Below are 18,296 nucleotides of genomic sequence, written 5' to 3'. Positions count from 1 at the left end.
TAGGAGCGGGTTTACCCGCGAAGAGGCCGGCACAGGCAGAAGCATAACCAAAGCATTTTTTGTTCTTTAACCCGTATAAACCCACCCGTTATAGTCGCTGGCAATCTGCACCAACACTCTTCAAGAACAAGGAAGCAATGTGAAAAAACTCTTCACCGCCTCGCTGCTCGCCGCAGGCCTGGCCCTGGGCAACCTCGCCCAGGCCGCCCCCACCCTGCTCAACGTTTCCTACGACGTGATGCGCGACTTCTACAAGGACTACAACCCGGCCTTCCAGAAGCACTGGGAAGCCGAGCACAATGAGAAGGTCAACGTGCAGATGTCCTTCGGCGGCTCGAGCAAGCAGGCACGTGCAGTGATCGATGGCCTGCCGGCCGATGTCATCACCATGAACATGGCCACCGACATCAACGCCCTGGCAGACAACGGCAAGCTGGTGCCCGACAACTGGGTAACCCGCCTGCCGAACAACAGCGCGCCGTTCACCTCGGCCACTGTGTTCATCGTGCGCAAGGGCAACCCGAAAGCCCTGAAAGACTGGCCCGACCTGCTCAAGGACGGTGTCCAGGTGATCGTGCCCAACCCGAAAACCTCGGGTAATGGCCGCTATACCTACCTGTCGGCCTGGGGCTACGTACTCAAGCAAGGCGGCGATGAAAGCAAAGCCCGCGACTTCGTCGGCAAGCTGTTCAAACAGGCACCCGTGCTGGACACCGGTGGCCGTGCCGCCACCACCACGTTCATGACCAACCAGATCGGTGACGTGCTGGTCACCTTCGAGAACGAAGCCGAGATGATCGCCCGCGAGTTCGGCCGCGACCAGTTCGAAGTGGTCTACCCAAGCGTATCGGCCGAAGCCGAGCCACCGGTGACGGTGGTCGACAAGGTAGTGGACAGGAAAGGCACCCAGGCCGTGGCCGAGGAATACCTGAAGTACCTGTGGTCACCCGCAGCCCAGGAGATCGCCGCCAACAACTACCTGCGCCCGCGTGATGCAACGGTACTGGCCAAGTACACCGACCGCTTCCCGAAAGTGGACTTCCTGTCGGTGGAGAAAACCTTCGGTGACTGGCGTACCGTGCAGAAGACCCACTTCAATGACGGTGGGGTTTTTGACCAGATCTATACCGGTCAGTAACGCATAAGCAACATCAAACCCGGCGGAACACCAAGGCCTTCAGGCCCCCCGCCGGGTCAACGTCCGGAAACTCCGGCGGGTTTTCCAACCGCTCGACAAACGCCAGCGAAGGCGCCTGCTCCGCCATCCCCTCGATCAGGAATTCCGGCCCGATGCCCGGATCGTTGACACACGCCAGCACCGTTCCCCCCGCATTCAACAACTCCGGCAAACGCCGCAGGATCTTTGCGTAATCCTGGGTCAGCACAAAGCTGCCACGCTGGAAGGTTGGTGGGTCGATGATGATCAGGTCATAAGGCCCGTACTTGCGCACCTTGCCCCACGACTTGAACAGTTCATGCCCCAGGTACGCCACCCGTGATGCATCGTGGCCATTGAGGCGATGGTTGTCCCGGCCCCGCGACAGGGCAGATTTGGCCATGTCCAGGTTCACCACCTGCTCAGCGCCACCGGCAATCGCTGCCACGGAAAAGCCGCAGGTATAAGCGAACAGGTTCAGCACGCGCTTGCCCGCCGCCTGCTCGCGCACCCAGCGGCGGCCATAGCGCATGTCGAGGAACAGGCCATTGTTTTGCCGCACGCCCAAGTCCAGCAGGTAGGTCAGGCCGTCCTCGATCACTTCGCGTTGCTGGCACGGCTCACCCAGCAGCCACTGGCCCGGGCTGTCGGGCAGGTAGCGGTGCTGGATGATGACCGCCTGCCCCGTCCACTGCGGGCGCTCGGCCAAGCTGCGCAGCATGGCTTCCAGTTCGGCGAGCTGGCCTTCGGCCGGCTCACGGAACAAGGCGACCGACAGCACGCCCTGCAGCCAGTCGACGGTCACCTGCTCCAGGCCCTGCCAGCAGCGGCCGCGGCCGTGAAACAGGCGGCGGGTTTCCTGTGGGGCAGGGTCGAGGGCGGCAAGCAGGTGTTGCTCAAGGGTGTCGATGGGCGAGGTCATGGCGGATCGCAGGCTGGCAAAAAGCGGCATTCTACCTTGCGGGCCTCTTCGCGGGTAAACCCGCGCCTACAGGATGCCGAGCCGAGCGGAACCACCACCCCTGCTGCATCCCCGCCGCCGCCAGCAGGATCAACCCCACCCCCAGCCACTGCAGCGGCGCCAGGCGGTGCCCGAACGCCACCCAGTCCACCAGAATTGCCGCAATCGGGTAAATGAACGACAGCGCACCGGTCAACGCCGTGGGCAAACGCTGGATGGCGCTGTACAACAGCACATACATCAGGCCGGTGTGCACCATGCCCAGTGTCAACAAGCTGGCCAACGCCGGCACTTCAACCGGCAACCCGCCAAGCGTGACCCATGGCGCCAGCAGCAACACACCCGTGGTTACCTGAATCAACGCAATCAGGTGCGGGGGCGTGCCACTCAGGCGCTTGATGATCAAGGCCGCGATTGCATACAGAAACGCCGCCCCCAGCGCCAGGGCAATCCCCAGCAGATAGTCCTCGCCATTACTTTGCCCAGCGCCATGGGCACTGACGATGGCCAGCATGCCGAGGAACGCCACACTCAGCCAGGTCACCTTGGCTAAGGTGATCTTTTCGCCCAGAAACAGCGCCGCCAGCCCCACCAGCATGAACGGCTGCACGTTGTACACCGCCGTGCCGATGGCAATCGACGCCCGTGCGTATGAAGCGAACAACAGCAGCCAGTTGCCGACAATGGCCACCCCGCTGGCAATCGCCAGCAAAAATGCCGTGCGGCTGATCACGCCCGGTCGCAGAAAGCCAAACGCGGCGCAAATCGCCAGCAAGGTCACGGCACCGAACACGCAGCGCCAGAACACCACATCCAGCACCGGCTGGCCGGACACCAGCACGAACCAGCCAATGGTCCCGGAAATCAGCATGGCGGCAACCATTTCCAGCGAGCCACGGCGCAATGAACTGTCCATCTCAAACCTCCCTTTGATAATGGCAACAGTATGCAAAGGCTGCAGGCTGGCCATCCAGCGGATAACCAAGGCATTTTCGCCAACCTGCCTTTACTATCAAGGCAGATAACACGAATTACCTGATGAGGTGAGCATGACCGATGCCATTGACCAATTATTGATCAACGCACTGATGGAGGACTCGCGCCGCTCGCTCAAGGCGCTGGCGCAGGTCAGCGGGCTGTCCGCACCCAGCGTCAGCGAGCGCCTGCGCCGGCTGGAAGAGCGTGGCGTGCTGCGCGGCTATACCGTGGAGGTCGACCCGCGCGCCTTTGGCTACCAGTTGCAGGCGATCGTGCGCATCCGTCCGCTACCGGGGAAGCTGCAGGAGGTGGAGCGCCAGATCATTGCCATCCCTGAATTCACCGAATGCGACAAGGTCATTGGCGAAGACTGCTTCGTCGCCCGACTGCATGTGCGCTCGATGGAGCAGCTGGACACCCTGCTCGACCTCATGAATGTGCTGGCCGAGACCAATACCGCGATCATCAAGAAGACCCCGGTCAAGCGGCGGTTGCCGCCAATGGATTGATTGGCTTCTGTGCTGGACTCTTCGCAGGCGTGCCCGCGAAGAGGCCAGCACAGGAAAAGCTGACTATTTTTTGTACACAAAAACGTAACCATAGGTGCCATTTTTGTGTGCACTTTCTTCAGTAGCGCCCCAATTCGTTACACACTTTCCACCCGTTATTTTGACCAAATGATCAACTAATCAATCTTTCAAAAAATATAACTTGTTCATTTGGTCAACTTATATTCTCTGTATTTCATTAACTTACCTTTTAACAAGATAAGTTCGAAATGATCAGCTATTGAAACCTGCTCTTCCCTTGGCATGGAACTCGCTTTTGTGTGTTCGTGTTTTGTATACAACTTAAACAAAACATAGATACACAAGAATCCGCGACGCCGACCCAATGTCGGCCGCCGCGCCCACAACCCTGTGATGCCAACGCTGCACCGACGAGATGGCGAGCCCGTGCGCATGCCCGCTCATCGCAGTCCATGTGCATCAGGAGCCCGCCGGAATGAGTAGCAGCCTCGACCTTGCCCCTGAACAATCCGTCGCCAGCACACACCCCGCGTCCACGCTTGCCGGCCACCAGCCGGACCTTGTTCTCAGCCCGCGCCTGCATAACCGCGACCTGGCGCCCACGCGTATGGAAGGCCGTCGCTGGGGCGGCTACAGCATCTTCGCGCTGTGGACCAACGATGTGCACAATATCGCCAACTATTCGTTCGCCATGGGCTTGTTCGCCCTCGGCCTGGGCGGCTGGCAAATTCTGCTGTCGCTGGCCATCGGCGCGGCACTGGTGTACTTCTTCATGAACCTGTCGGGTTACATGGGCCAGAAAACCGGGGTACCGTTCCCGGTCATCAGCCGCATTGCCTTCGGCATCCACGGCGCGCAGATCCCGGCGCTGATCCGTGCCATCATCGCCATCGCCTGGTTCGGCATCCAGACCTACCTGGCATCGGTGGTGCTGCGGGTGCTGCTCACCGCCGTGTGGCCGCAACTGGCAGCCTACGACCACGACAGCATCCTCGGCCTGTCGAGCCTGGGCTGGGTGTGTTTCGTGTCGATCTGGCTGGTGCAGCTGGTGATCCTGGCCTACGGCATGGAGATGGTGCGCCGTTACGAGGCCTTTGCCGGGCCTGTGATCCTGCTGACCGTCGCCGCCCTGGCGGTGTTCATGTACTTCAAGGCCGACGCGCGCATTGCCTGGTCGGTGGCTACCCCGCTGGCCGGCTACGAGATGTGGCGTAACATCTTCGCCGGCGGCGCACTGTGGCTGGCGATCTACGGCACCCTGGTGCTGAACTTCTGTGACTTCGCCCGCTCCTCGCCTTGCCGCAAGACCATCCGCGTCGGCAACTTCTGGGGCCTGCCGGTGAACATCCTGGTGTTCGCCGTGATCACCGTGGTGCTGTGCGGCGCGCAATTCCAGATCAACGGCCAGATCATCGACAGCCCGACGCAGATCGTCGCCGCCATACCCAGCACGCCATTCCTGGTGCTCGGCTGCCTGGCCTTCCTGATCGTCACCGTGGCGGTGAACATCATGGCCAACTTCGTCGCCCCGGCCTTCGTACTCAGCAACCTGGCACCGCGCCACCTGAACTTCCGCCGTGCCGGGCTGATCAGTGCCACCCTGGCGGTGCTGATCCTGCCCTGGAACCTGTACAACAGCCCGCTGGTGATCGTGTACTTCCTGTCGGGCCTGGGCGCCCTGCTCGGCCCGCTGTACGGCGTGATCATGTCCGACTACTGGTTGCTGCGCAAAGGCTGCATCAACGTGCCAGAGCTGTATACCGAGCACCCGGCCGGCGCCTATCACTACAGCAAGGGCATCAACCTGCGCGCCGTGGCCGCCTTCGTGCCGGCCGCACTGCTGGCCATCGTGCTGGCCCTGGTGCCCAACTTCCAGGGTATCGCGCCGTTCTCCTGGCTGATCGGTGCCGGCATCGCCGCCGCCCTGTACCTGCTGATCGCGCCACGTAACCGCCACTACCACGACGTCAGCGGCGAGTGCATCGCCGTCGACCACAGCGGCCACTAATCAAGGAGGACTGCCCATGCGTATTCTGATCGCCAACGTCAACACCACCGAAGCCATTACCCAGGCCATTGCCGAGCAGGCCCGTGCGGTGGCCGCACCCGGTACCGAAATCGTCGGCCTCACGCCCTGGTTCGGAGCCGAATCGGTGGAGGGCAACTTCGAGAGCTACCTGGCGGCCATCGCGGTGATGGACCGGGTCCTGGCCTTTGAAGGGCCCTACGATGCCGTGATCCAGGCCGGTTATGGCGAACATGGCCGCGAAGGCCTGCAGGAACTGCTCAACGTGCCTGTGGTGGACATTACTGATGCCGCCGCCAGCACGGCAATGTACCTGGGCCACGCCTATTCCGTAGTAACCACGCTTGACCGCACCGTGCCATTGATCGAGGACCGCCTGAAGCTCTCGGGCCTGTATGACCGCTGCGCCTCGGTGCGAGCCAGCGGACTGGCGGTGCTGGAACTGGAAGCCGACCCGCTGCGGGCCGTGGAGGCGATTGTCGAGCAGGCCGAACGCGCCGTGCGTGACGACAAGGCCGAGGTGATTTGCCTGGGTTGTGGCGGCATGGCCGGGCTGGACGAGCAGATTCGCCAACGCACCGGCGTGCCGGTGGTGGATGGTGTGAGTGCAGCGGTGACCATTGCCGAATCGCTGGTGCGCATGGGTTTGAGCACGTCCAAAGTGCGCACCTATGCGACGCCACGGGCGAAGAAAGTGGTGGGCTGGCCGATGCGCTTCGGCCGCTAGACATCCTTCGCCTGTACCGGCCTCTTCGCGGCTAAAGCCGCTCCTACCGGACCAGCGCAAGCCTGAATACCGTGGGGTCCTCGTAGGAGCGGCTTTAGCCGCGAAGAGGCCGGCCCGCTTAACGCATCATCCTGGCCAAACGCTGCGCACTGCCACAGGCCAAGGTGAACCCCAACGCCCCATGCCCCAGGTTCAGCCACAGGTTGCGGTACACCGTCCCACCTATGATCGGCACCCCGGTAGGTGTCGCTGGTCGCATCCCCGCCCACTCCACCGCCTGGCCATAATCCGCCGCCCTCGGCAGCGTCTCCAGCGCCAGCCGCCGCATGCTCTGCAAACGGCGCATGTCCACCGACTCGTCGAAGCCGACAATGTCCACCATCGCCGCTACCCGCAGCTGCTGCCCCAGGCGTGCATAGACGATTTTGCGCTCATAGTCGGTAAGGCTCACCTCCGGGGGCAGGTGCCCGGCGCTGATCGGTGCGGTCAGGCTGTAGCCCTTCAGCGGGTAAACCGGTATCTGCACCCCCGGTAATGCCAAGCCTGGGCCGCGATGCCCAGCACACAGCACCAACTGCTCCACGTCCAGCTGCTGATCGCCCAGTTGCAGTGCCACGACCTGGCCCTGGCGCTGAACCAATTGCGTCACTGGCCGGCCAAGCAGGAAACGGCACTGGCCCGACGCACGCAACAGCGCCTCCAGCCGCAAGCAAAACACGTGGCAATCGCCAACCTCTTCGCCCGCCGTGAACACGCCCCCCACAAACGGTGCGCCATCCAGGGCAGGCTCCAGCCCGCGCAGCTCGGCAGCCGCCAGCACCTGCTGACTGGCCGGGTCCGTCAACTGTTCCCGGCCTTGGGCAAAGGCCCGTTCACTGCGAAAAGCCACCAGCTTGCCATTGCGCCGCCAGGCGAAATCCCCCAGGTTCTGGTGTTCGCGCCACTGCGCCAAAACGTCCTGGCTGTACAGCGCCAGCTCAAGCAAGTGCCCGGCATTACGGCGATTGACGCTACGCCTGCAAGCCAGGGTGAATGCCAGCAGCCAGCGCCACTGGGCCGGGTCCATGCGCAAGCGCAAGCGCAATGGCGACTCGCCCTGCAACAGCCAGCCCAGCGCCTGCCACGGCACCCCGGCATCAGCCAGCGGCGCCACATAGCGATAAGACAATTGCCCGCCATTGGCAAAGCTGGTGGCCGACGCCAGGCTGTCGCGGGCCTCGATCAGGTCAACCGACCACCCTTCCCGAACCAGCGCGTAAGCCGTCGCCAGGCCCACCACTCCGCCACCGATCACCGTTACCCGCTGCTTCATCGCTCATCCCTGTTCCGGCTTCCTTGCCAAACAGTACCAGCGGATCAGGTCGGGCAGCTATGCGCACCGTCATTCAGGCCCTGACGCACATTGCGGCTCAACAGGCTGGCCTTGCCATCGTGCCAGGTCAGGGTCAGTACGTAGAGGGTGTCGAAGTCTTCGCCGCTCCAGTCCTCGGTGATCACCCGCTCCTCCCCCAAGGCCTTGCCGGCCACCGTGTTGATCAGTTCCGGCAGGTAGCCGTGGGACCAGGCGGTATAGATGGTCGCATTGCGGTATTTGTCGCTCAGCAACTCATCGGCCAGTTCAGCGGTGTCGTTGGCGCCGTAGTCGATATTCACCGGTAAGCCGAGGCGGATGGCACTGGGGGTGATGGTCATCAATGGGCGTATGTAGCTGTAGCTTTCATCCCGGCTGCCTTCCTCGACATGCCGCGTGGGGTTGGCGGCAAACACATAGTCGGCCTTGCCGAAGCGCTCGGGCAGTACAGTGGCCAGGTCCAGCGCACGGTTGAGGCCCTGGCAATTCAACTGCCCGAGCCCCTCGCCCGGCTTCTCGCCATGACGCAGAAACACCAGCGTCTGGGTGCCATCCACCGGTCGTGCCCGGCTTTCGACAGCCTCCAGGGCCAATGGTACGGCGACGGCTGTGAGCACCAGGCTCAGCAGCAAGTGGCGGCGACGACGGAAGAATGTTGGCAACTTCATCAAGACAGGCTCGTGTGGCAGAGAAAATCGGGTTTACCCGCCACATCGCCCGGCCAGTTGCAGGGCGCCCGTGTAGTGAATGCCATCCCTGGCAACGCGTCAGGGTCAGAGTGCCCCGAACCCGTTTGGTTCCTCCCTGGAGGTGGATGCCGTTCCCTAGGCAAGGCCTAGATTAGGGGCTGGGTGTTGCGCAATTGTGTAAGGTGCAAGAACCTCGGGTTGCAACGTGCCCACTCAATCATCCCGCGTGAGCACTTCCAGCAGTTCGATCTCGAAGGTCAGGTCCGAATTCGGCGGGATCGCCCCCACGCTGCGTTCGCCATACCCCAGGTGCGCCGGCACCAGCAGCTTGCGCTTGCCACCTACGCGCATGCCCATCAGGCCTTGATCCCAGCCTTTGATTACCCTGCCGGTACCGATCACGCACTGGAACGGCTTACCGCGCGACCAGGACGAGTCGAACTCGCTGCCATCGGCCAGCCAGCCGGTGTACTGGGTGGTGATCAGGGCACCTTTGACGGCGGCTTTGCCGTCTCCCTCGACCAGGTCGATGATCTGCAGTTCTTGGCTCACGGGTACACTCCAAAACGCTGAAAAACAAAACCGCCCTTTTCTCAGGAATGCACCGGTTTGGCAAGTTCACGCAGAAATGTCCGGAGGCATTCGCCGACGGAATGCCTCCGTACAGACATGACGTTGAATCAGCTGTTCTGCTCGAACACCTCTTGGCCGGACAGCTCCTTGGTCTGATTGGCGAAGCAGTACCACGCGGGTTTCTCTTCGACGAAGATCTGCAGGTCGAAATCCCAGGCTTGGTCGCCATCGAGCAGGCCGACCGGCACGGCATGGAAGTCGTTGGCCTTGAGCCGGTAGTACAGGTGCGTACCACAGCGGCCACAGAAAGCACGCTGGGCCCAGTCGGACGAATCATAGACGCTGGGCGCACGCCCTTCGATCAGCGGAGGCTTGCTGCAGTGCACCACCAGCAGCGGGCCGCCGGTCCACTTGCGGCACATGCTGCAATGACAAGCGCTGATATGAGTATTGTCGACGGTGACCGTCAGCCGCGTGTCGCCGCACAGGCAGGTGCCTTGTTTTTCCAGGGCCATGGGTGGCTCCTCGAATGCAAAGATGGGCCTGCAATTATAGAAGCCCGCCGCGAAAGCCGCTTGCTTGCTGCTTTTGTACTCTGCGAGACAGCGCAGCCCAAAAGGGCTGGCTGTCTGCTACAGGGCATCGCACTCACGGCTAGATGTACGCAGTACCACGCAGGTACAACGCCGCCCGCCCACTGATGATTACGCGGCCATTGCCCGGCACTTCGCACTGCAACTGCCCTTTGCGTGCCCCGCCCTGCTCGCAGCTCAGCACGTTCTTGCCCAGACTCTGGGCCCATACCGGTGCCAGCGAAGTGTGCGCCGAGCCGGTTACCGGGTCTTCATTCACACCAACCCGCGGGCCGAACCAGCGGGTGACGAAGTCAAAGCCACGCCCTGCCGCGGTCACGGCAATGCCACGGACGTCGAAGGCCGACAGCGCAACAAAGTCGGGTTTCAACGTTTCGAGCAGCATGGCGTCATCGATCACCACCACATAATCGTCGCTACGGTACACCGCCTTCGCCTGGCTCAAGCCCAGCGCCTGCAGCAGGCCCGCCGGCGTGTCCACCGCTACGGGTTGTTTGGCCGGGAAGTCCATGGCCAGCAGGCCATCAGTGCCGCGGCTGACACGCAGCTCGCCACTGCGGGTGTTGAAGCGCAGTACTTGCGCCTGCTCACCCAGTTGCTCGAACAGCACGTAAGCCGAGGCCAAGGTAGCATGGCCGCACAGGTCGACTTCCACGGTGGGGGTGAACCAACGCAGGTCGAACGTTTCGCCTTTGCGCACGAAGTAGGCTGTTTCTGACAGGTTGTTTTCTTCAGCGATGCGCTGCAGCACATCGTCCGGCAGCCAGCTTTCCAGTGGGATCACTGCGGCCGGGTTGCCACCGAACGGTTCAGTGGAAAAGGCATCGACCTGGAAGATTTCGAGTTGCATGCACACACTCCTTGTTACCTGGGCGCTGCCAGGCAGATATCTGGAAAAGGGCTACGGGCGTACCGGGGTCAAAACTGGCTCACCGGCAAAGAACGCCTGCAGGTTGCGCAGCACCAAGGCCACCGTGTCGCGCGCGGCTTCTGGCGATTGGCCAGCCACGTGGGGTGTGAGCACAGTGTTGGGCAAGGCCTTGAGTGCATCAGGCACTGCTGGCTCGTCATCGAAAACATCCAGCGCGGCGCCAGCCAGCTGGCCACGCTGCAATACGGCAATCAGGGCCTGCGTGTCGACCACGCTGGCACGGGCGATGTTCACCAGATAGCCTTCAGCGCCCAGGGCCTGAAGGACGTGGGCATCGACCAGATGCCGGGTGTTGGCGCCACCGGGGGTGGCCACCACCAGGATGTCGACGGCTGCAGCCAAGTGCCGAGGGCTGTCGTACCAGGCATAGGGCACATCCTGGCGTGGTGTGCGGCTGTGGTAGCTGACGGGCATGTCGAAGCCCAAGTGGGCCCGCTTGGCGATCGCCAGCCCCACTGCGCCGAGGCCGAGAATGCCCAGGCGTTTGCCACTCACGGAGGGGCTGATCACCCGGTTCCATTCACCGCGCCGCGTGCTGGCATCGGCACGAGGAATGTCGCGCAGCAGCGCCAGCAGCAGGGCCAGGGTGTGGTCGGCGACGGCTGCGGCATTGGCCCCGGCGCCATTGGTGACGGTTATGCCGCGTGCGGCGGCGGCGGCCAGGTCGACCTGCTCGTAGCCGGCGCCGATCACGCAGATGATCTGCAATCTGGGTAATGCATCAATTTCGGTGGCGGATAGCCCCAGCGGCCCACGGGTGAGTACCGCATCGATTTCTTCGGCGTGGCGATGAATGGCATCGGCGCGCAGTTGCGGCGAAGGGGCACGGATCAGGTGGTAACCGGCCTGCTCCAGCATGGGCAGGTAATCGTCGACGGTTTCCACCAGTACCAGGACTGTCTTGCTCATGCCACCTCCGGGTGAATTCGAGGCGTCATTATGCGGAGTCACCGGCCGGTACAGTCAATGGAAATAACAAGGCAAAACTGTACTGTGCTGTTGCTGTTGCTGTTGCTGTTGCTGTTGCTGTTGCTGTTGCTGTTGCTGTTGATCTTGATCTTCGCGACTTCAGGAGGCCGAACGTAGGCCTTGCGGAGGGAGGTGACGGGCATGGATGCCCGTCAAGCGCTGGGCCCCAGGATGGGGCCTGCAGCGCGGTCCTCCCGGGAGCGAGGCCGGAGAGAGGGGACCCCGGAGCGCAGCGCAGGGGCCGGATGATGGGAGCGCAGCGTTTTTTGGTTACTTTTTGTCGCGTTTGACAAAAAGTGACTCGCCGTAAGGGCGAAAAGGTGAGTCAGCGTCGCCATCGCGAATGGACTGTTCGCTGAGTCAAAACAGACGAATTTGCTTCTTGCTTCTTGCTTCTTGCTTCTTGGATGTGGGCATTCACATCGAGTAGGTATTCATTCACGCACGTGGCGCATAGTCACCTTTCCGCCCTTACGGCGGGTCACTTTTTGTCAAACGCGACAAAAAGTAACCAAAAAACGCTGGCTCCTATCATACGGCCCCTGCGCTACGCTCCGGGGTTCCCTCGCTACGGTCTTGCTCCCGGGAGTACGCGCTGCAGGCCCCATCCATGGGGCCTCAGCGCTTGACGGGCATCCATGCCCGTCACCTCCCTTCGCAAGCCCTGCGCTCGGCCTCCTGAAGTCGCAATCTGCGTCGCCTGAACTACCGCGCGCTTACAAGCAAAAGCAGAAGCAGAAGCAGAAGCAGAAGCAGAATAAGCAGATACAGAAACAGCGTTACTGCGCGAACGCGCGCCCTAACCCACCGGGTACACCACTGCTGTCAGTTTCCTGCCAAGGCCCATTCGGGCTCAACGACCAGCTCCAGCCGTTATCAAACCGATAGTAGGTACGCTGCCGGTAGAAGGTATTGGGCTGCTTCTCCAACACATATACACCCAGTTTGGGATCCCAGTGACTTGCCCCGCCAGGCGGTGGCGCAAAGCTGGCCGAGGTACGCGGCATGGGCTTGGGTATCGCCGCTGGCTTGCTCGGCGAAGTGGAAGGCTGCCTGCCCGGCAAGGGCTTGACCACCGGCCCAGACGGCGGCACACGCTCGATCGGTGGCGCGGGCTGCTCGTACGGCTCATGCACCGTACACGCAGACAAACCCAGGGCCAGGGTAATCAGGGTCAGGCGGACGGTGCTGTGCATGGCATTGCTCTCTTACTGGTCTGGAGTGTCGATGGTCAGGCGCTGGGTAGCCTGGGTGGCGCTAGACAACGGCGCCCCCTGGCCAATCCACTCACCCTGGGTAGGCTGACCCGCGCGTGAAACACGTGCAACCAGTTGGACTTCGGCATACTGCGACAGTTTCATCTGCGGCATCATCGCATCAGCATCAGACAACTCCACCTCGATCGGCAACTGCGCCACGGTCACCCGCTTGGCCGCCAGCGGCATCGGCGGGCCATTGCTGGCGCGAGCGAAGATAAACACCGTGTCGTCCGGCTGGACCTTGTCCTTCAAGGCAGCCGCCAGTTCCACCCGCACTTTCAGGCGAGCCGCCACAGGTGCAGGCTCAGTAGCCTGCACTGGCGCGCCACCCAGGCGCTCGGCGGCACGGTCGATCCCCCCCTGCAACGCCGCTCGCGATGCATCACCTTCTGGCAACTGCGCCAGCAAGCGCTTCCAGTAGTCGATCGCTTCCTGATAGCGCTCGCCTTCAAACGCGGCAATACCGCGCAGGCCCAGGCTGGTCACCTCGTTGGGGTCCGCCTTCAGCGCTTCGTCAGTCAGCGCCTGCAATTGCGGGCTCCACTGCTTGTTGGCGGCAAAGTACTGGGCCTGGGCCCACTGCCCCAGCAGCTCGGGCTGGCGGCCAGCCAGGGCCACGGCCCGTTCGAACGTACGCGCGGCGTCGGCCGGGCGCTGCTCGGCCATGTAGGCCCGGCCAAGGAAATACATGGCCTCGGCCGAATCCGGCTGGGCCTGCACCACGCGTTCAAGGCGCGTGGTCATTTCTTCCATCGACTTGGGAGCCTCGGCAAACTCCTGGGTCAGCGCCACCTTGTCGGCCGCCCCGAAATGCAGGTACAGCCCCAGCGCCATCAGCGGTACCAGTACCGCAGCCAGCAGCGGCAGGGCCTTGCCCAAATGCCCCTGGCGCGGGGCCTCAGCGCCTTCGGTATCGGCCAGCAGCTCGCGGGCAGCCTCGTCCCGGCCCTTGGCCATCTGCGCCTCATCGAGCACACCGGCGGCTTGTTGGGCCGCCAGCTCGGCGACACGTTCCTGGTAAAGGGCCACGTTCAAGGCCGTGCGGTCTTCTTCCTGCTGGCGACGGCGGCCACGCAAGATCGGGAGCAGCAAAAAGCTGAGGGCAGCGAGCAGCAGAAGGCCCGCGCTAAGCCAGAATTCAATCATGGGTCTGTTCTTTTTCCAGCAGTTTGGCGAGACGCTCGCGTTCTTCGGCAGACAACTCATCGGCGCCCTGCACGGCCGTAGCACGGCGCCGGCGTACGATCACCGCCAGCACCACGAAGCCACCGGCCAGCAAGATCCCCGGGCCAAACCACAGCAGCCAGGTACGCCCGCTGAGCGCCGGCTTGTAGCGCACGAAGTCGCCATAGCGGTCGACCATGAAGTCGATGATCTGCTGGTTGCTCTGGCCTTCGCCGAGCATGCGGAAGATTTCTCGGCGCAGGTCGGCAGCAATCGGCGCGTTGGAGTCGGCAATATCCTGGTTCTGGCACTTGGGGCAGCGCAGTTCCTTGGTCAACTGTTGGTAACGCTCGCGCTCGGCCTCGTCGCGAAACTGGTAGGTGTCGATAGCCGCCTTGGCCACACCGGCCAGGCTCATGCCCAGCACCGCAGCTGCCAGCCAACGCCTCATGGCTTGGCCTCATCAATCAGGCCCTGGTACAACGGCGCCAGCTGTTCACGCCAGACCGTGGCATCGACGATGCCGACGTGCTTGTAGCGGATGATGCCCTTGGCATCGATCAGGAAGGTTTCCGGCGCCCCATACACCCCAAGGTCCAGGCCCAGGCTGCCCTGTTCGTCACGAATATCCAGCTGATAGGGGTTGTGGAACTCGGCCAACCACTTCTGCGCGGCGGCGTTGTCATCCTTGTAGTTGACCCCATGGATCACCACCCCCTGCTGTGCCAGCTGGTTCAGGTACGGGTGCTCGACCTTGCACGACGGGCACCAGGTGGCCCACACGTTGACCAGTGCCGGGCGCCCCTGCAAGTCGGCCTGAGTCAGGGTGCGGTCCCCCTGTGTCGACGCCAGGGAAAACACCGGGAACGGTTTGCCGATCATTGCCGAAGGCAGCTCGTCGGGCTTGAGGAAAAGCCCCTTGTAGAGGAAGACCGCCACCAGCAGGAACACTGCAAGGGGCACTACCATGATCCAACGCTTCATGCAGCTGCTCCAGACACGCCCAGGACATCACGCACCCGGGTCTTGACCTTGACGCGGTAGCGCCGGTCGAGGGCCGCCAGCAACCCGCCCAGGCCGGTCAGCAGACCGCCCAGCCAGATCCAGCGGACGTAAGGCTTAATATGTACGCGCACAGCCCAGGCGCCATTCTCCAGTGGCTCGCCAAGCGCGACGTACAGGTCGCGGGTAAAGCCGGCGTCGATGCCCGCTTCGGTCATCATCGACTGTTGCACGGTGTACAGGCGCTTCTCCGGGTACAGTGTGGTCACTTCACGGCCATCGCGGCTGACCACGATGGTGCCCTTGTCAGAGATGAAGTTCGGCCCCTCGAAGTGCTTGGCGCCCTGGAACAGGAAGTGGTAGCCACCCAGCTCCACGCTTTCGCCCGGCGCCATGCGCAGGTCGCGCTCGGCGCTGTTGTTGCTGGACAGCACCACGCCCAGCGCACACACCGCCAGGCCCAGGTGCGCCAGTTGCATGCCCCAGTAGCTGCGGCCCAGGCCCGGCAGGCCTTTGACCAGGCCCTTGTGGCGGGTCTTGTCGAAAATGTCACGCAGCCCGCCAAGCACTACCCAGGCGGCCAGGGCGAAGGCCGTCAGCGTCGGCCAGTCGAAGTCGTCGACGATAAAGCCGGCAACCGGGGCAAGGATGGCACTGCCGATCAATACCGGGGTCATCATGCTGACCAACCATTTGCCCGGGGTGTCCTTCCAGCGCACCACCACGCCCACGCTCAGCACCACCATCAGCAGCGCCATCAGTGGCAGGAACAAGGCGTCGAAATAGGGCGGGCCGACCGACAGCTTGGCCCCGGTCAGGGCATCGAGCACCAATGGGTACAGGGTACCGAGCAGAATCATCGACGCCGCGACCACCAGCACCAGGTTGTTGGCCAGCAGCAGCGTTTCACGCGACCACAGGGCGAAACCGACCTGGCTCTTGACCACCGGTGCGCGCAGGGCGAACAGGGTGAGCGACCCGCCGACCACGAACAGCAGGAAAAACAGGATGAAAATACCCCGCGACGGGTCGGCGGCAAACGCGTGCACCGAGGTCAGCACCCCGGAACGCACCAGGAAGGTACCCAGCAGGCTCAGCGAGAATGCGGCAATTGCCAGCAGCACCGTCCAGCTCTTGAATACCCCGCGTTTCTCGGTCACCGCCAGCGAGTGGATCAGTGCGGTGCCCACCAGCCAAGGCATGAACGAGGCGTTTTCCACCGGGTCCCAGAACCACCAGCCACCCCAGCCCAGTTCGTAGTAGGCCCACCACGACCCCAAGGTGATGCCAACACCCAGGAAAGCCCAGGCGACGATGGTCCACGGCCGCGACCAGCGCGCCCAGGCAGCGTCCAGCCGGCCGCCGAGCAAGGCGGCAATGGCGAACGCGAAGGCCACCGAGAAGCCCACATAGCCCATGTAGAGCATGGGTGGGTGAACGATCAGGCCAAAGTCCTGCAGCAGCGGGTTGAGGTCACGGCCATCGGTCGGCACCTGCGGCAGCAGGCGCTGGAACGGGTTGGAAGTAATGATCAGAAAGCTCAGGAAGCCCACGCTGATCATGCCCATTACCGCCAGCACGCGGGCCAGCATCACCTGCGGCAACTGCCGGGAGAACACCGACACGGCAAAGGTCCAGCCGCCGAGGATCAGCGCCCAAAGCAGCAACGAACCCTCATGGGCGCCCCACACCGCACTGAACTTGTAGTACCAGGGCAAGGCGCTGTTGGAGTTGCTGGCCACATAGGCGACCGAGAAATTGTCTGTCATGAAGGCATGGGTCAGGCAGGCAAAGGCAAACGCCAGGAAGGCGAACTGCCCCCACGCTGCCGGCCGCGCCAGGCTCATCCACAGGCTGTCGCCACGCCACGCGCCAAGCAACGGCACACTGGCCTGCACGACGGCAAAGCAGATGGCCAGAATCATCGCCAACTGGCCCAGTTCGGGGACTACCAGTGCTGCGTTCATGGCTTCGTCTCCCCGCCGGCAGCGGCCTGGCCGCTTTCCTTCAGGGCCTTGGTGACTTCGGGCGGCATGTATTTCTCGTCGTGCTTGGCCAGCACTTCATCGGCTACCACCACACCGTCGGCATTGAGCTTGCCAAGGGCGACGATGCCCTGCCCTTCGCGGAACAGGTCGGGGAGGATGCCGCGGTAGGTGATGGGTACCGACTTGTTAAAGTCGGTTACCACGAAACGCACGTCCAGCGAGTCGGCCGAACGCAGCACCGAGCCTTTCTCCACCATGCCGCCGGCGCGGATGCGCGTGTCCAGCGGGGCTTCGCCGTTGGCGATCTGGGTCGGTGTATAGAACAGGTTGATGTTCTGCTGCAATGCGCTCAAGGCAAAGCCGACGGCAACCCCGACGCCGACCAGCAGGCCGACGATGAGCAACAGGCGTTTCTTGCGCTGCGGATTCACTGGTTGTTCTCCCGGCGCAAACGGCGCGCCTCTTCTTGCAAATAGCGACGACGGGCCAGCAGTGGCGCACCGACATTCAGCGCCAGCACCGCCAGGCAGATGCCATAGGCCGACCACACGTACAGGCCATGGTGGCCCATGGCGAGAAAGTCACCGAAGGTGGCAAAGCTCATTGTGCGGCCCTCCGTCCCAGGCTGTTCAATACTTCGTCCCTGACCCAACTGGCGCGTGCTTCGCGCTTGAGCACTTCAAGGCGCATGCGCAGCAGCAGTACGGTGCCGAAGAAACAGTAGAAACCCAGCGCCGTGCACAACAGCGGCAACCACATTTCGGCCGGCATCGCCGGCTTTTCGGTAAGGGTGAAGGTGGCGCCCTGGTGCAGGGTGTTCCACCACTCCACTGAATACTTGATGATCGGGATATTCACCACACCGACAATCGCAAGCACCGCACAGGCCTTGGCTGCACTGTCACGATTACTGATCGCCTGGCCCAGCGCAATAATGCCGAAGTACAGGAACAGCAGGATGAGCATGGACGTAAGGCGGGCATCCCACACCCACCAGCTGCCCCAGGTCGGCTTGCCCCAGATGGCGCCGGTAACCAGGGCCACGGCGGTCATCCAGGCGCCAATGGGCGCGGCACATTGCAGGGCGACGTCGGCCAGTTTCATCTTCCACACCAGCCCCACCACCCCGGCCACCGCCAGTAGCACATAGCAGGACTGCGCCAGCATCGCCGCCGGCACGTGGATATAGATGATGCGGAAGCTGTTGCCTTGCTGGTAGTCCTGGGGGGCGAAGGCCAGGCCCCAGGTGATGCCGACCAGCAGCAGGAGCACGGCAGCACCGGCCAGCCACGGCAGCATGCGGCCGCTGATGGCATAGAACCATTTCGGGGAGCCCAGCTTGTGGAACCACGTCCAGCTTATTTTCATCAGGGTACATCCAGGGTATTTGCCGGGCTTG

At 62.8% G+C, this 18,296-nt stretch carries 20 protein-coding genes; 4 read left to right on the top strand and 16 right to left on the bottom strand.

From position 1 onward, the window contains the following. The first annotated feature begins 139 nt into the window (after nt 1-139). Nucleotides 140-1,138, top strand: coding sequence for a sulfate ABC transporter substrate-binding protein (locus tag LMH93_RS07845; RefSeq protein WP_003254353.1), 999 nt, complete (start codon nt 140-142; stop codon nt 1,136-1,138). A gap of 13 nt (nt 1,139-1,151) precedes the next feature. On the opposite strand, the gene LMH93_RS07840 is transcribed toward LMH93_RS07845, so the two are convergent. Together LMH93_RS07840 and LMH93_RS07835 are read right to left on the bottom strand one after the other, a co-directional pair. Next, nucleotides 1,152-2,078 (bottom strand): class I SAM-dependent methyltransferase, encoded by a 927-nt coding sequence (locus LMH93_RS07840; protein ID WP_373408654.1) that lies wholly within the window; start codon nt 2,076-2,078, stop codon nt 1,152-1,154. 31 nt (nt 2,079-2,109) lie between these two features. After that, complete coding sequence (locus tag LMH93_RS07835; protein WP_010955046.1) at nt 2,110-3,033, bottom strand: DMT family transporter; 924 nt, start codon at nt 3,031-3,033, stop codon at nt 2,110-2,112. A 133-nt stretch (nt 3,034-3,166) separates the two neighbouring features. On the opposite strand from LMH93_RS07835, the gene LMH93_RS07830 reads away from it, so the two are divergent. From LMH93_RS07830 to LMH93_RS07820, 3 genes are all read left to right on the top strand, one after another. After that, complete coding sequence (locus tag LMH93_RS07830; protein ID WP_003254357.1) at nt 3,167-3,604, top strand: Lrp/AsnC family transcriptional regulator; 438 nt, start codon at nt 3,167-3,169, stop codon at nt 3,602-3,604. A gap of 496 nt (nt 3,605-4,100) precedes the next feature. Beyond that, on the top strand, nt 4,101-5,633 hold the full coding sequence (locus tag LMH93_RS07825; protein WP_230064968.1) for an NCS1 family nucleobase:cation symporter-1: 1,533 nt from the start codon (nt 4,101-4,103) through the stop codon (nt 5,631-5,633). Between the two features lie 16 nt (nt 5,634-5,649). Then, the gene (locus LMH93_RS07820) at nt 5,650-6,378 is read left to right on the top strand and encodes an aspartate/glutamate racemase family protein (protein WP_003254359.1); all 729 of its coding nucleotides are present in this window, start codon (nt 5,650-5,652) and stop codon (nt 6,376-6,378) included. Between the two features lie 118 nt (nt 6,379-6,496). Here the strand turns inward: LMH93_RS07820 and LMH93_RS07815 are convergent, their stop codons facing one another. The 14 genes from LMH93_RS07815 to LMH93_RS07750 form a co-directional block, all read right to left on the bottom strand. Beyond that, the gene (locus LMH93_RS07815; protein WP_230064967.1) at nt 6,497-7,690 is read right to left on the bottom strand and encodes a D-amino acid dehydrogenase; all 1,194 of its coding nucleotides are present in this window, start codon (nt 7,688-7,690) and stop codon (nt 6,497-6,499) included. 44 nt (nt 7,691-7,734) lie between these two features. Then, complete coding sequence (locus LMH93_RS07810) at nt 7,735-8,397, bottom strand: histidine phosphatase family protein (protein ID WP_004577112.1); 663 nt, start codon at nt 8,395-8,397, stop codon at nt 7,735-7,737. A 234-nt stretch (nt 8,398-8,631) separates the two neighbouring features. Continuing rightward, a complete protein-coding gene (locus LMH93_RS07805) occupies nt 8,632-8,970 on the bottom strand; it encodes an FKBP-type peptidyl-prolyl cis-trans isomerase (RefSeq protein ID WP_003254365.1) in 339 nt (112 codons plus the stop codon). Nucleotides 8,971-9,098: 128 nt separating this feature from the next. Beyond that, nucleotides 9,099-9,506, bottom strand: a complete 408-nt coding sequence (locus LMH93_RS07800; protein WP_014860679.1) for a GFA family protein — start codon at nt 9,504-9,506, stop codon at nt 9,099-9,101. 139 nt (nt 9,507-9,645) lie between these two features. Further along, complete coding sequence (locus tag LMH93_RS07795) at nt 9,646-10,434, bottom strand: PhzF family phenazine biosynthesis protein (protein ID WP_003254369.1); 789 nt, start codon at nt 10,432-10,434, stop codon at nt 9,646-9,648. Between the two features lie 51 nt (nt 10,435-10,485). Then, nucleotides 10,486-11,424: a 2-hydroxyacid dehydrogenase gene (locus LMH93_RS07790; protein WP_070096741.1), complete on the bottom strand. Its 939-nt coding sequence runs from the start codon at nt 11,422-11,424 to the stop codon at nt 10,486-10,488. A gap of 839 nt (nt 11,425-12,263) precedes the next feature. Continuing rightward, entirely contained in the window at nt 12,264-12,680 is a 417-nt protein-coding gene (locus LMH93_RS07785) for a hypothetical protein (protein WP_017148176.1), read from the bottom strand. Nucleotides 12,681-12,692: 12 nt separating this feature from the next. Further along, entirely contained in the window at nt 12,693-13,889 is a 1,197-nt protein-coding gene (gene ccmI / locus LMH93_RS07780; protein ID WP_003254375.1) for a c-type cytochrome biogenesis protein CcmI, read from the bottom strand. Then, nucleotides 13,882-14,358 (bottom strand): cytochrome c-type biogenesis protein, encoded by a 477-nt coding sequence (locus LMH93_RS07775; RefSeq protein WP_003254376.1) that lies wholly within the window; start codon nt 14,356-14,358, stop codon nt 13,882-13,884. The genes ccmI and LMH93_RS07775 overlap by 8 nt, the downstream gene beginning before the upstream one ends. After that, complete coding sequence (locus LMH93_RS07770; RefSeq protein WP_003254377.1) at nt 14,355-14,891, bottom strand: DsbE family thiol:disulfide interchange protein; 537 nt, start codon at nt 14,889-14,891, stop codon at nt 14,355-14,357. The genes LMH93_RS07775 and LMH93_RS07770 overlap by 4 nt, the downstream gene beginning before the upstream one ends. Then, a complete protein-coding gene (locus LMH93_RS07765; protein WP_003254378.1) occupies nt 14,888-16,876 on the bottom strand; it encodes a heme lyase CcmF/NrfE family subunit in 1,989 nt (662 codons plus the stop codon). Before LMH93_RS07765 ends, LMH93_RS07770 begins: the two co-directional genes overlap by 4 nt. Beyond that, nucleotides 16,873-17,328, bottom strand: coding sequence for a cytochrome c maturation protein CcmE (gene ccmE / locus LMH93_RS07760; protein WP_230064966.1), 456 nt, complete (start codon nt 17,326-17,328; stop codon nt 16,873-16,875). Before ccmE ends, LMH93_RS07765 begins: the two co-directional genes overlap by 4 nt. After that, nucleotides 17,325-17,501: a heme exporter protein CcmD gene (gene ccmD / locus LMH93_RS07755; protein WP_003254380.1), complete on the bottom strand. Its 177-nt coding sequence runs from the start codon at nt 17,499-17,501 to the stop codon at nt 17,325-17,327. The genes ccmE and ccmD overlap by 4 nt, the downstream gene beginning before the upstream one ends. Then, nucleotides 17,498-18,265, bottom strand: coding sequence for a heme ABC transporter permease (locus tag LMH93_RS07750; RefSeq protein ID WP_003254381.1), 768 nt, complete (start codon nt 18,263-18,265; stop codon nt 17,498-17,500). The genes ccmD and LMH93_RS07750 overlap by 4 nt, the downstream gene beginning before the upstream one ends. Nucleotides 18,266-18,296: the final 31 nt, after the last annotated feature.

Origin of the sequence: Pseudomonas sp. CIP-10, assembly GCF_020911845.1 — a bacterium.
In the GTDB taxonomy this organism is placed as follows: domain Bacteria; phylum Pseudomonadota; class Gammaproteobacteria; order Pseudomonadales; family Pseudomonadaceae; genus Aquipseudomonas; species Aquipseudomonas alloputida.
The sequence above is the reverse complement of the archived record's forward strand: the minus strand, read 5'-3'. Positions and strand labels throughout refer to the sequence as shown.